Origin of the sequence: Ralstonia mannitolilytica (assembly GCF_000954135.1) — a bacterium.
Lineage (GTDB): Bacteria > Pseudomonadota > Gammaproteobacteria > Burkholderiales > Burkholderiaceae > Ralstonia > Ralstonia mannitolilytica.
Window position 1 is genome coordinate 3,039,988 of the sequence record NZ_CP010799.1, and the last position, 13,190, is coordinate 3,053,177.

The window sequence follows — 13,190 nt, forward strand, 5'->3', positions numbered from 1 at the left end:
GCGGTCTCGGCTCAGAACGGGTAATGGCGCGGTGTGGTCTGCACGGTCATCCAGCGCAGCTCCGTGAACTCCGCCACGCCGGCGCGGCCGCCAAAGCGCCCAAAGCCGCTCGCCTTGACACCGCCGAACGGCATCTGCGCTTCGTCGTGCACGGTCGGCCCGTTGATGTGGCAGATGCCCGATTCGATGCGGCGCGCCACGTTCATGGCGCGCGCTACATCGCGGCTGAACACGGCGGACGACAAGCCGTACGCGTTGTCATTCGCGCAGGCGACGGCGGCATCGTCCCCGCTCACGCGCACGATGCCTTTGACGGGGCCGAACGATTCTTCGGCGTAGATAAGCATGTCGGGCGTGACGTGGTCGAGCAGCGTGGCAGGCATCAGTGTGCTGTCTGCCTTGCCGCCGCACAGCAGCTTGGCGCCCTTGGCGAGTGCGTCGTCGATGAGGTGATTGCAGCGTTCGACCGTGCTCATGTCAACGACCGAGCCGAGCACCGCCGGACCCTTGCGCGGATCGCCCAACGGCAGCGCCGCGGCCTTGGCCGCCAGCTTGGCAACGAACGCATCGGCGATCGACTGGTCGACGATGATGCGCTCGGTGGACATGCAGATCTGGCCGGAATTGGCGAACGCGCCGAAGGCCGCGCCATCCACCGCAGCGTCGATGTCCGCATCGGCCAGCACCAGCAGCGGGGCCTTGCCACCGAGCTCCAGCACCGCGGGTTTCAGATACGTCGCGCACGTCTGCGCGATGATCCGGCCCACGCGCGTGGAGCCCGTGAAGTTGACGCGCCGCACGGCCGGGTGGGCAATCATCGCTTCCACGACCGCGCCCGCGTCGGCCGGGGCGTTCGTCACGAAGTTGACGACGCCGTTTGGCAAGCCCGCCTCTTGCAAGGCTTCAATGATGAGCCCGTGCGTGGCGGGCGAGACTTCCGAGCCCTTGAGCACGACCGTATTACCGCACGCCAGCGGCAATGCAATGGCGCGCACGGCCAGGATGACCGGCGCATTCCACGGCGCGATGCCCAGCACGACGCCGGCCGGCTGGCGCACGCCCATGGCGAGGCTGCCGGGCACGTCGGACGGAATGATCTCGCCTGCAATCTGCGTGACCATGGCGGCGGCTTCCTGCAAGCCGCTTGCGGCCAGATGCACGTTGAAGCCGGCCCACAGTGCGGAGGCGCCTGTTTCGGCCGCCATCGCTGCGGCAAAGGCCTCGCCCTTGGCTTCAAGCGCTTGTGCGGCGCGCATCAGCAGCACGCGGCGCTCCGTCGGTCCCATTGCGGCCCAGGTGGGGAACGCTCCAGCTGCGGCGTCGACTGCGCGACGGGCATCGTCCACAGTCGCCGCCGGCGCGCGCGTGGCGACGGTACCGTCAAGCGGGTTGCGACGCTCGAAGACCGCGCCATTGGCCGCTTGCATGCGCTCGCCGTTGATCAGCATCGAAATGTTCTGCGCCGCTTCCAGCGGGGCAATGTTCGTATGGGTCATCAGGCAATCTCCACTTCGATCAGGGTGGGGCCGGCCGATTGCAACGCGGTGCGGAGCACGGCTTCCAGCGCATGCGGGTCGCTCACGCGCTGGCCAGTGCAGCCCATGGCACGAGCCAGGCCGACAAAATCGATGCCGTGCAGGTCCGTGCCCTGCACTGCGTCGCCCGGCCCAAAGCCGAACACCGGCGCGAAATCCTGCAGCGCCGCGTAGCGGTGGTTGTTCAGAATCACGAAGGTCATGGGCAGCTTGAGCTGCGCCGCGCTCCACAACGCCTGGATGGAGTACATGCTCGATCCATCGCCGATGAGGCCGATCACGCGTGTGCCTGGCCTGGCGAGCGCCACACCCACGGCGGCCGGCATGCCGTAGCCCAGTCCGCCGCTGTCCATGGTGTAGAAGGCACCGGGGCGCCGCATCGGAAGATATGTCTGCATGGTCGCGCGGGCGCTCGGTGCTTCCTCGACGACGATGTCGGCGGGGCCGCGCACCGCGTTGAGCGTATGCAGCACGAACGCCACCGACATGGGCGCCCTCGGTTCCGCCGGTGGCGGTTCGGCTCGCGGCGGCGGCAATGGCCTCGCGGGCGGTGCAGGACGCGCAAGCAGGTCGAGCACGCCCAGCCGGATGTTGCCCACCGCCGAAATACCCTCGGGCGTCCACGCAGCCGTGGCCGGATCGTCGATGAGCTGCACCAGCTTCGCGCCCACGGGCACGTGCGGCCCGCGCCCTTCCACGTGATACGTAAATGCCGGCGCGCCAAGCGCGAACACCACGTCATGCCCCTGCAGCAGGCTGACGATCTTCTCGCGCATGGCGGGCAGGAAGCCGGCGAACAGGCGGTGGTCTTCGGGGAACGCGCCGCGCCCGGCCATCGGCGCCGTGAATACGCGTGCGTTGTGGGCCTCAGCGAGTTGCACGACGGCATCCCACGCACCGGCACGGTCGACCGCCGCGCCCACGACGAACGCCGGCCGCTGCGCGGCATCAAGCACCTCACCCATGCGCGCCAGCGTGACAGGATCGGGGCGCACTGCGGTGGCCACCTCATGCACGGCAAGGGGCTCCGTCGGCTGATCCCAGTCGTCCACCGGAATCGACACCAGCACGGGGCCGCGCGGCTCCTGCATGGCGATGTGATACGCGCGGGCCAGCGCCAGCGGCACGTCCTGCGCGCGGGCCGGCTCAATGCTCCACTTCACATACGGCTTGGGCAGCTCGGTGGCCTGGCTGGACGCGAGAAACGGATCGAACGGCAGGATGGACCGCGCCTGTTGCCCCGCGGTGATCACCAGCGGCGTGCGGTTCTTGAAGGCCGTAAAGATGTTGCCCATGGCGTTGCCGACGCCCGCCGCCGAATGCAGGTTCACCAGCGCCGCGTTGCCGGTCGCTTGTGCGTAGCCGTCGGCCATGCCGACCACCACGGCCTCCTGCAGGCCCAGGATGTAGCGGAAATCGTCGGGGAAGTCGCGAAACATGGGCAGCTCGGTCGAACCCGGGTTGCCGAATACATGCGTCATGCCGAGTCGGCGGAGCAATTCGATCGTGGCGTCGCGCACGGTCACAAGCGCGAGCGAGGTGCGGGTCATGCAGCGTCTCCTGGTTTGAAGTGCCCAGTATGAGAGCCACGCCCATGCCGCGATATTGAATTCTCGGCCAAAAGTCATTACCTTTTGGCATGCCTTTCGATCTGCGCCAATTACGCGCCTTCACCACCATCGTTTCGGCCGGCAGCCTCGGGCGCGCCGCCGAAATCCTGCACGTCACCCAGCCGGCGCTGAGCCGCATCATCAAGCGGCTGGAAGACGAGGTCGGTGCGCCGTTGTTCGATCGGCACGCCAAGGGCATGCAGATGACCGCCATCGGCGAGGCGCTGCTGCCGCATGCGGCGCTGTTGCAGCGCGAGGCGGACTACGCACGCGAAGAGATCGACGCGATGCGGGGGCTGGCCAAGGGCACCATCCGCGTGGGCGCAGTCGGCAGCATTGCGAGCCATGTCCTGCCGCTGGCTGTGGGCACGGTCGTGGCACGCTGGCCCAACCTGCGCGTAGAGATTCTGGAGGGGGTGTGGGACCGGCTGGCCGAAGGGTTGGTCAAGCACGAGATCGATCTCGCGCTGTCCATGGCGATGCCCGATACGGAAGAGATCGTGGCGATCCCAGATTGCCGCTGGGAGGACGCCAGCTTCGTGGTGGCCTCACCCGAGCACGCGCTGCACAAGCGCCCTGCCCTGACCCTGGCCGATACGCTGGAGGCGCCCTGGGCGATTCCACCGCGCGGCACCGCCCCATTCGAGCACGTGCGGCAGGTGTTCGAGGCCGCCGGTCTGGGGCTGCCGAACATTGTGGTGGAAACGCGCTCGGTGACGGCGCTGAAAAGCCTGGTGGCGCGCTCCGGCTTTCTGAGCTGGATGGCCGAGCCGATGATCGACGCCGAACGCCGCGCCGGCGTGATCGAACCGCTGCCCATTCCCGGTCTCGTATCGCGCCGCACGCTCACGGCATTCCGGCGTCGTCACGGCATCCTGCCAAGCCCGGCCGTCAAGCTGCTCGAAGCGCTGCGCACCCTGACGGCCTGAGCGAACTGCCGCCCTACCTCTTGTCGCGCGGCAGCCGGCCCATCAGGAAGAATTCATCGTTCGGCCGCATCGAGATCACGTTCGCCATGCGGTTCGACAGGCCGAAGAAGGCCGTGATGCCGGCGATGTCCCAGACGTCCTCGTCGTCAAAGCCGTGCGCACGCAGCGCGTCGTAGTCGGCCTCGGTGACGGTGTGCGAGGCGGTGCAGACCTTCATCGCAAAATCAAGCATCGCGCGCTGGCGCGGCGTGATGTCGGCCTTGCGGTAGTTGACGGCCACCTGGTCCGCCACGAGCGGGTTCTTTTCGTAGATGCGCAGAATGGCGCCGTGCGCGACCACGCAATACAGGCACTGGTTGGCGCCCGAGGTGGCCACGACGATCATCTCGCGCTCGCCCTTGGTCAGGCTGCTGCCCTCGCGCAGCATCAGGGCATCGTGATAGGCGAAGAACGCACGGCACTCGTCGGGCCGATGCGACAGCGCGAGAAAGACGTTCGGGACAAAGCCGGTCTTCTCCTGCACTTCCAGGATGCGTGCGCGGATGTCTTCAGGAATGTCGGCCAGTTCAGGAACGGGGAACCGGCTGATGGGCGGCGTGGTGGTCGTCATGATGTCTCCTTTGGTTTGAGCATCCTGCGCACGCCGCCCGAGGCAACGCTTATTGGGTGGCGAACTGGATGCGATGCAATCCAGCATACAGCCCATCGCGCTCGAGCAGTTCGCGGTGCGTGCCGGCTTCGGCAATCTTGCCGTGCTCGAGCACGACGATGCGGTCGGCATTCTCGATCGTCGACAGGCGGTGCGCGATGACCAGCGTCGTGCGGCCCTCCATCAGGCGTTCGAGTGCGGCCTGCACCTGGCGCTCGGATTCGGAATCGAGCGCCGAAGTCGCTTCGTCCAGGATCAGGATCGGCGCGTCCTTGTAGATCGCCCGTGCGATCGCCAGACGCTGACGCTGGCCGCCGGAGAGCTTCGAGCCGTTGTCGCCGATGTTGGTGTCGATGCCCTCGGGCAGGTTGTCCACCACATCGGTCAGGTAAGCAGCCTCGAGCGCGCGGCGCACGCGGGCCATGTCGATCTCCGACGCATCACGTGCACCATAGGCTACGTTGGCGGCGATGGTGTCGTTGAACAGCACCACGTCCTGGCTCACGAAGGCGATCTGGCGGCGCAGGTCGTGCAGCGACAGATCGGCCAGCGCATCGCCGTCGAGCGAAATCGTGCCCGAGGTCGGATCGAAGAAGCGCGGCAGCAGGTTCACCAGCGTGGTCTTGCCGCTGCCGGACGGCCCCACCAGCGCGACGACCTCGCCGGGCTTGACGTGCAGGTCAATGCTGTCGAGCGCTGCCTTGCCGTCGTGGCCGTAGCGGAACGTGACGTCATCAAAGCGGATGTCGCCGCGCGCGCGGTCAATGCGCTTGCCGCCTTCCTGCGGTTCGATCGGCGTGTCGATCAGTCCGAAGATGAACTCGGCGGCAGTCAGCCCGCGCTGCAGCGGCTGGTTCACGTCAGTCAGGTGCTTGAGCGGCGAGATCAGCAGCAGCATCGCCATCACGAAACCGGTAAAGCCGCCCACCGTGGTCTGGTTGGCCTGCGCCTGCAGCATGGCAATCGCCAGGATGATGGACAGCGCCAGCGCCGCCAGGAACTGCGTGACCGGCTGGTTCAGGCCGCCGGCCACCGCCACGCGCATGGCATAGCCGCGCAGCCGATTCGTCATGGCGTTGAAGCGCAGCGACTCATACGCCTCGCCGCCGTGCAGCTTGACGACCTTGTAGCCGCCCACGGCCTCTTCCACCACGTAGGCGGCCTGGTTGGTCAGGTTCTGGCTCTCACGGTTGAGGGAACGCAACCGGCGGTTGATGCGCGACATCAGCAGGCCGATGATCGGCAGAATCACCGCAACCACCAGCGTCAGGCGCCAGTTGGTATAGAAAAGGAATACCAGCAGCGCCAGCACCGTCATCGAGTCGCGCACCAGCGTGATGAACACACCGGTCAGCACCTGCAGCACCTGGTTCACCTCGAAGATCACCGCATTGATGATCGACGCCGCCGTGTTGCGCTGGTAGAACGACGCGGGAGCCTGCAGCAGGCGCTCGAACATCTTCATGCGCAGGTTCAGCAGCACCTTGTTCGACACCAGGCTCAGCAGGTACGTGGACGCAAACTGCGCCACGCCGCGTACCACGGCAATGCCAACCAGCATGGCCGGCACCTGCCACAGCTTGCCGGCGTATTCGCCCCCGAAGCCCTGGTCCAGCAGATCCTTCACGACCTTGGGGATGATCCCTTCGGTGGCAGCCACCACGCCCATGGCGACCATGGCGAGGATGAACGCGGTGAGTTCTGGCTTGAGATACCCCCACACACGTTTGAAAGTCTGGGTGCTGGTTGTAGTCGTTTGATTTTGCTGCGTCACATCGACTCCGCCTCACCTCGGTGAGGAAAACGCGCCTGAACTACCGTCAGCCCCAGCAGGAGCCCGGTAATGCCGGCGTAAAAAACAGCGTTGGCTTGATGAGCCATCGTGACCTGGGTCAATCCACTGATCAGACTAGCCACAACGACAGCCATCCCGGAGATTGCGAGCCGTTCGCCCAACCGGTTACCGGCTTGGCGACAGATACGCCGGAACTTCGCAAACAGCCATCCGGGAACAAGAAAGATGGCCAGTACCGCAATCAAGCCAGGGAGCCCCATCGTCGCAGCGGCCTCGAGCATGTCATCGTGCGCGTGACCCAGACGGCAGACTTCTGGGTGGTCCGCAGGATTGACACAATATCGTGACGTCTTGACAGCCGTATGGAACTGCCCCACACCGGTCCCGACCCACGGCTTTGCAAGCACTGTGTCAATAGCGATGCCCCACAAGGCCAAACGCGCACCAACTGACGTATCAACGCTACCCTTATGAAACTGCTGTATCTCCGACTGGACTTGCGCGAAGCGCCCTGCACCCTTTCCGTCCACCACTGCATAGAGCGCTGCAAGCACCAGGACAAGGCCAGAGATCGCGACGACAAACTTCGGTCCCTTCAGGGAAGGATGACGCACGAACAGCAGCACCGGCATTGGAACCAGCAGTGCGAGCAATCCGCCCCGCGTTCCGTTCAACACCAGCACCGCCAACGCCAACCCAACCGTAAGCCAGGCGGCTGCGTGCGTGCGCCGCGTCACGCCCGGCCGGATGAAGCCGATTAAGCCCAAGGCCGCGACCATGTTCGCAAACGCAATCGGCTGCACCCATGCCGAGGGCCTCATATCGCCGAGACTCCATCGCTGAAACGCGACGATTGCCAGTACCGAAAAAAGGGCTCCATTGATGCCACGCCAAAGCCACCCCGGATCAGGCCGCGCACAAACAACGAGAACGCCGATAAGCACCGCAATGAGCAACCGCGACGGATTATCCATCCAGTTCCATGTCAAGCCGAAGTGCCAACAAGAGAACAGCACGACGGCCAGTACGGCTAAAATGGCAAAGATAAGTGGACGCAGCTCACTCCAAAACAGCCGCCACGCCGGCCCCAAACCTCTTCCCGCGACGGCAACGCCCAGCACCGTTGCGCCAAGAAATATGCCCGCCCCTCGGGGCACGCAGAGCAGCAAGAAAGGGAAAAGTAAAGCGATGCCGCCCACCCACGCACGAAGGCGCGTTGCACTCAATGTCATTGACAAACCCAATGAAAATTTCCGTCGTCATCATTACCAAAAACGAAGCACACAACGTGCGGGCTTGTTTGGAAAGCGTGTCTTGGTGCGACCGCGCGATTATAGTGGATTCAGGCAGCACAGACGGCACAGTCGAGCTTGCCCGAAGCTTCGGGGCAGAGGTCTTCGTCACCGATTCGTGGCCGGGTTTTGGTCCCCAAAAGAACTTCGCGCTGTCCAAGGCCGACACCGAATGGGTACTCTCCCTGGATGCCGACGAACGTGTCACGCCCAAGCTGCGTGCTGACATCCTCTTAGCCATGGACTCCGCAAAGCACTCTGTCTACGCGATCCCGCGCCTGTCGCAATTCTGCGGACGGTTCATCCGCCACGGGGGTTGGTACCCGGACCCTGTGGTGAGGCTTTTCCGGCGCGGGGCGGTCCGATTTTCGGACGACCTAGTCCACGAAAAGCTTCTCTTCCAAGGCGCGGCTGGCGTGCTGGCGCATCCTCTCCTGCACTACAGCTACCGAGACTATTCAGACGTACTGCGGAAGATCGAAGCGTATTCGAGCGCCGGAGCGCGTCAAGCCTACGCGGCCGGAAAACGCGCCACACCAGGTCAGGCGCTCGCCCACGGCCTGTGGGCGTTCGTACGTACATACATTGTGCGGCTCGGCGTTCTGGATGGAGTACAGGGCTTCGGCGTGGCTTGCATGAACGCACAAGCCAGTTACTACAAATACATCAAACTCTGGCACCTGGCGCGAATGGCCGAGGCGCCCACCAACCGCGGCTGATGATCACTCGTACACGGTCAGGACGTTCTCCGCCGCCAACGCCTGGCGCAAGGCGGCGATCGCGTCCTCGCTGGGGACGATGCGCCATGCATCTCCCAGCACCGCTTCGCAGCGCGCCTGCTCGCACACGTAGCTGATGCGCACCGACACGCCGTTGCCATCAGCCGCCACGTGGGGCGTCAGCAGGTCGCGCAGCCTGGCGGCCGTGGAATCGCCGTTCATCGACAGGCGGATCGCCCGCGCAAACTTCGCACGCGCCTGGGTCAGATCCATCACCGACTCGGCCGTCACCCGCACGCCGCCGGTGAACATGTCGTGACGCGCGCTGCCCTGCACGATCAGCACCTCGTCTTCCTTGAACAGCGCCCGGTTGGCTTCGTAGACTTCGTTGAAGACCGTCACCTCGGTCGCTTCGCTGGCCGAGCCGTCGTCGAGCATGACGATCAGCATCTTGCCGCGCTGCGTCATCTGCGTGCGCAGGCCAACGATCACCCCGGCCACGGTCTTGTTGCGCGCATCGCGGTTGCCGTAACCGCCGCCGCTGCCCTTGTCGGTCACCTCGCGGGCGAGATCGGCCAGCGTCGTACGCGCAAAACGGCGCACCTCGTCGCGGTATTCGTCGAAGAGGTGGCCGGATAGATAGAAGCCGAGCGCCTGCTTTTCTTCCTGCAGCTTGCGCTTGGTCGTCCAGGACGGTTCGTCGACGAGTTCGGGGCGGTGCTGCTCGGCGTCATCGCTGCCCATCAGGTCGAACAGCGAGACCTGGTTGGCGGCGGCAGCCTTCTGTTCGGCGGCTTCCATGGCCAGGCCGATCGAGGCGAGCAGCTGCGCGCGGTTCTCGTTGAGGCTGTCGAAGGCGCCGGCGCGCACCAGCGCTTCGATGGTGCGGCGATTGACCTGGCGCCGATCCACACGCTCGCAGAAGTCGAACAGATCCTTGAACGGGCCGTCTTCGCGCGCGCGCAGGATGTCTTCGATCGCCCCCTGCCCGCTGCCCTTGATGCCGCCCAGGCCGTAGCGGATGGTCTTGGCGTCGGTCGGCGTGAAGCGGTACTGGCTCGCGTTGATGTCGGGCGGCAGCACCTTCAGGCCGTTCTTGCCGACCGCATCGTCATAGAGGATCTTCACCTTGTCGGTGTCGTCCATGGCGAGCGACATGTTGGCCGCCATGAATTCGGCCGGGTGATGCGCCTTGAGCCACGCGGTGTAGTACGCCAGCAGCGCATACGCGGCCGCGTGCGACTTGTTGAAACCGTAGCCGGCGAACTTCTCCATCAGGTCGAATATCTCGTCGGCCTTTTCGGTGGAGAGCCCGTCCTTGGCTGCACCCGCGCGGAACAGCTCTCGGTGCTGTGCCATCTCTTCGGGCTTCTTCTTGCCCATCGCGCGGCGCAGCAAGTCGGCGCCGCCGAGCGAGTAACCGCCCACGATCTGCGCCATCTGCATCACCTGCTCCTGGTAGACCATGATGCCGTAGGTCTCCTTGAGCACCGGCTCGACGCGCGGGTCGGGGTACTCGACCTTCTCGCGGCCGTGCTTGCGCGCGCAGAAGCTGGGGATCAGGTCCATCGGACCCGGGCGATACAGCGCCACCAGGGCGATGATGTCTTCAAAGCGGTCGGGCTTGGCGTCCTTCAGCATGCCCTGCATGCCGCGGCTTTCCAGCTGGAACACCGCCACCGTGTTGGCCGTCTTCAGGATGTCGAACGCCGCCTTGTCGTTCAGCGGAATCTGGCTGCAATTCCAGTCCGCCTTGGACGGGTCGAGCATGCGGATGTAGCGCTCGGCCCAGTCGAGGATGGTCAGCGTGGTCAGGCCCAGGAAGTCGAACTTCACCAGGCCGACGGCTTCCACGTCGTCCTTGTCGTACTGGCTCACGACGCCGGCGTCTTCACCGCCCTGCGTGTACAGCGGACAGAAGTCGGTCAGCTTGCCGGGAGCGATCAGCACGCCGCCTGCATGCATGCCGACGTTACGCGTCATGCCTTCCACGCGCTGCGCGAGCTCCAGCAGCTGCTTGACCTCTTCTTCGTTGGCTTCGCGCTCGGCCAGCAGCGGTTCTTCCTTCTTGGCCTCTTCGATGGTGACAAGCTTGCCCGGCTTGAACGGGATCAGCTTGGCGACCCCATCGACGAAGTTGTAGCCGAGGTCGAGCACGCGGCCCACGTCGCGCACGGCAGCCTTGGCGGCCATGGTGCCGAAGGTGGCGATCTGCGAGACGGCGTCCTTGCCGTACTTCTCCTTCACGTACTGGATGACGCGGTCGCGGCCGTGCTGGCAGAAGTCGATGTCGAAGTCGGGCATCGACACGCGTTCCGGGTTCAGGAAGCGCTCGAACAGCAGGTTGTACTTGAGCGGGTCGAGGTCGGTAATGCCTAACGCATAGGCCACCAGCGAGCCGGCGCCCGAGCCGCGGCCCGGTCCCACCGGCACCCCGTTGTTCTTGGCCCAGTTGATGAAGTCGGCCACGATCAGGAAGTAGCCCGGGAAGCCCATCTTGATGATGGTGCCGGTCTCGAATTCCAGGCGGGCGTAGTACTCGGGCCGCTTCGATTCGCGCACGGCCTCGTCGGGGAACAGCACCTCCAGCCGCTTCTCCAGCCCTTCCTTGGCCAGTTGGACGAGGTAGTCGTCCAGCGACATGCCGTCGGGCGTCGGGAACCGCGGCAACTTGGGCTTGCCCAGCTCGAGCGTGAGGTTGCAGCGCTGCGCGACCTGCACCGCGTTGGCAAGCGCAGACGGGATGTCGGCAAACAGCGCGCACATCTCGTCCTGCGTCTTGAAATACTGGTCGGTCGTGAAGCGACGCGCGCGGCGCGGGTTGGCCAGCAGGTCGCCCTCGGCAATGCAGACGCGCGCCTCGTGCGCGGTGAAGTCGTCCGGCGTCATGAACTGCACCGGGTGCGTGGCAACCACCGGCAGGTGCATCGCCGCCGCCAGCTTCACGGCCTGCTGGATGTAGGCCTCTGTGCCCGCGTGGCCCGCGCGCTGCAACTCGATGTAGAACGCGTTCGGGAACACGCGCGACCAGTGCGTTGCCAGCTTGCGCGCGAGCGCCTCGTTGCCGTTGGCCAGCGCCATGCCGATATCGCCGCCCATCGCGCCCGACAGCGCCAGCAGGCCGCCGGCCAGCGGCGCGCCCTCCACGCCAGGCTCGTCGAACCACTCGGGTGCGATTTCGGCGCGACCGCGGTGCTGGTTGGACAGCCAGGCGCGCGCCAGCAGTTGGCACAGGTTCAGATAGCCCTGCTTGTTGCGCACCAGCAGCAGCAGGCGGCTCGGCTTGTCGCGCTCGTCGTGATTGGTGATCCACACGTCTGCGCCGACGATGGGCTTGATGCCCTTGCCGCGCGCTTCCTTGTAGAAGCGCACGAGGCCGAACGCATTGGCGAGGTCGGTCAGCGCGAGGGCGCCCATGCCGTCTTTGGCCGCGGCCTTGACGGCATCGTCAAGGCGCACGTTGCCGTCGACGACGGAGTATTCGGAATGGAGACGGAGGTGGACGAAGCGCGGCGAATTCATCCGCGTATTGTACCGGGTGACACCTTCCGCAAAGCATTCCGCGCACGCCCGCCCGGCCTGCCGCAGCCCCGCACCGCTTCGCGGGCGGCTATAATTTCGGCTTACGAATCAACGGGTTACCCAAGCGCCTGAAAAACGGCGCGGCAGCACATGCAGATCGTCAATATTTCCGCTTACAAATTCGTCACCCTCGAAGACCGCGAAACCCTGCGCGCCGCCCTGCTGGCCGAATGCCAGCTGCGCGGGCTCAAGGGCACCGTGCTGCTGGCGCCCGAGGGCATCAACATCTTCCTGGCCGGCACGCGCGAGGCCATCGACGGCATCGTCGGCTGGCTGCGCGCCGACCCCCGCTTTGCCGATCTGAACCCGAAGGAAAGCCTGTCCGACCACCAGCCGTTCCGTCGCCTGCTGGTGCGCCTGAAGAAGGAAATCATCACGATGCGCCATCCGCTGATCCGCCCGGAAGACGGACGGGCGCCGTCGGTCTCGCCGGCCGACCTCAAGCGCTGGCTCGACCAGGGCCACGACGATGAAGGCCGCCCCGTGGTCATGCTCGATACGCGCAACGGCTTTGAAGTCGCGGTCGGCACGTTCCGCAACGCCGTCGACTACGGCATCACGAAGTTCACCGAATTCCCGCCGGCCATTGCGGCCCACAAGGACGACTTTGCGGGCAAGACCGTCGTGTCGTTCTGCACCGGCGGCATCCGCTGCGAGAAGGCGGCGATCCACATGCAGGAAATCGGCGTCGAACGGGTGTACCAGCTCGAAGGCGGCATCCTCAAATACTTCGAAGAAGTCGGCGGCGAGCACTATGATGGCGATTGCTTCGTCTTCGACCACCGCACCGCGCTGAATGCCCAGCTGCTGCCGGCCGGCCCCAAGCAGTGCTTCGCCTGCCGCGCCGTGGTGACACCGGAAGAACAGCAATCCGCCGACTACATCCCCGGTCAGCGCTGCCCGCATTGCGCCGACCGCCAGACCCGCGCCGCCGCATGAAGCAACTGAGCGCCGCCCTCCTGCTTGCACTATGCTGCCTTGCGGTGTTGGGTGGGTGCTCCACCAGCTGTGCGGGCGGCTCCAACCGGGGCGTGTTCTGCGGCACCGGCACGCGGTTCTGAACGCACGCCTCATAAAAA

Annotated in this window: 9 protein-coding genes; 3 read left to right on the forward strand and 6 right to left on the reverse strand. The window is 65.3% G+C overall.

The window, feature by feature from the left end:
* Positions 1-11: 11 nt before the first annotated feature.
* Complete coding sequence (locus tag TK49_RS14395; RefSeq protein WP_045787311.1) at positions 12-1,496, reverse strand: aldehyde dehydrogenase; 1,485 nt, start codon at positions 1,494-1,496, stop codon at positions 12-14.
* Entirely contained in the window at positions 1,496-3,085 is a 1,590-nt protein-coding gene (mdlC, locus tag TK49_RS14400) for a benzoylformate decarboxylase (RefSeq protein WP_045787312.1), read from the reverse strand. Before mdlC ends, TK49_RS14395 begins: the two co-directional genes overlap by 1 nt.
* Positions 3,086-3,174: 89 nt before the next feature.
* Between mdlC and TK49_RS14405 the strand changes: the two genes are divergently transcribed.
* Complete coding sequence (locus TK49_RS14405) at positions 3,175-4,074, forward strand: LysR substrate-binding domain-containing protein (RefSeq protein WP_045787313.1); 900 nt, start codon at positions 3,175-3,177, stop codon at positions 4,072-4,074.
* Positions 4,075-4,087: 13 nt separating this feature from the next.
* Here TK49_RS14405 and TK49_RS14410 read toward each other — a convergent pair whose 3' ends face one another.
* From TK49_RS14410 to TK49_RS14420, 3 genes are all read right to left on the reverse strand, one after another.
* The gene (locus TK49_RS14410; RefSeq protein WP_045787314.1) at positions 4,088-4,684 is read right to left on the reverse strand and encodes a peroxidase-related enzyme; all 597 of its coding nucleotides are present in this window, start codon (positions 4,682-4,684) and stop codon (positions 4,088-4,090) included.
* A gap of 49 nt (positions 4,685-4,733) precedes the next feature.
* Positions 4,734-6,401, reverse strand: coding sequence for a lipid A export permease/ATP-binding protein MsbA (gene msbA, locus TK49_RS14415; RefSeq protein ID WP_240479987.1), 1,668 nt, complete (start codon positions 6,399-6,401; stop codon positions 4,734-4,736).
* A 92-nt stretch (positions 6,402-6,493) separates the two neighbouring features.
* Positions 6,494-7,750, reverse strand: a complete 1,257-nt coding sequence (locus TK49_RS14420; protein ID WP_045787316.1) for an O-antigen ligase family protein — start codon at positions 7,748-7,750, stop codon at positions 6,494-6,496.
* An 11-nt stretch (positions 7,751-7,761) separates the two neighbouring features.
* Here TK49_RS14420 and TK49_RS14425 point away from each other — a divergent pair, with 11 nt between their 5' ends.
* Entirely contained in the window at positions 7,762-8,529 is a 768-nt protein-coding gene (locus tag TK49_RS14425; RefSeq protein ID WP_045787317.1) for a glycosyltransferase family 2 protein, read from the forward strand.
* Positions 8,530-8,532: 3 nt separating this feature from the next.
* On the opposite strand, the gene dnaE is transcribed toward TK49_RS14425, so the two are convergent.
* The gene (dnaE, locus tag TK49_RS14430) at positions 8,533-12,051 is read right to left on the reverse strand and encodes a DNA polymerase III subunit alpha (protein WP_045787318.1); all 3,519 of its coding nucleotides are present in this window, start codon (positions 12,049-12,051) and stop codon (positions 8,533-8,535) included.
* Positions 12,052-12,201: 150 nt separating this feature from the next.
* Between dnaE and TK49_RS14435 the strand changes: the two genes are divergently transcribed.
* Positions 12,202-13,050 carry a sulfurtransferase gene (locus TK49_RS14435; RefSeq protein WP_045787319.1) on the forward strand — a complete coding sequence of 283 codons (849 nt, stop codon included), beginning with the start codon at positions 12,202-12,204 and terminating at the stop codon, positions 13,048-13,050.
* Positions 13,051-13,190 lie beyond the last annotated feature (140 nt).

Excerpts from the sequence above, each read along its gene's own strand:
- TK49_RS14405 (WP_045787313.1), top strand. The coding sequence starts at position 3,175 with ATGCCTTTCGATCTGCGCCAATTACGCGCCTTCACCACCATCGTTTCG.
- dnaE (WP_045787318.1), bottom strand. The coding sequence starts at position 12,051 with ATGAATTCGCCGCGCTTCGTCCACCTCCGTCTCCATTCCGAATACTCC.
- mdlC (WP_045787312.1), bottom strand. The coding sequence starts at position 3,085 with ATGACCCGCACCTCGCTCGCGCTTGTGACCGTGCGCGACGCCACGATC.
- TK49_RS14410 (WP_045787314.1), bottom strand. The coding sequence starts at position 4,684 with ATGACGACCACCACGCCGCCCATCAGCCGGTTCCCCGTTCCTGAACTG.
- TK49_RS14395 (WP_045787311.1), bottom strand. The coding sequence starts at position 1,496 with ATGACCCATACGAACATTGCCCCGCTGGAAGCGGCGCAGAACATTTCG.
- TK49_RS14425 (WP_045787317.1), top strand. The coding sequence starts at position 7,762 with ATGAAAATTTCCGTCGTCATCATTACCAAAAACGAAGCACACAACGTG.
- msbA (WP_240479987.1), bottom strand. The coding sequence starts at position 6,401 with ATGGTCGCCATGGGCGTGGTGGCTGCCACCGAAGGGATCATCCCCAAG.
- TK49_RS14435 (WP_045787319.1), top strand. The coding sequence starts at position 12,202 with ATGCAGATCGTCAATATTTCCGCTTACAAATTCGTCACCCTCGAAGAC.
- TK49_RS14420 (WP_045787316.1), bottom strand. The coding sequence starts at position 7,750 with ATGACATTGAGTGCAACGCGCCTTCGTGCGTGGGTGGGCGGCATCGCT.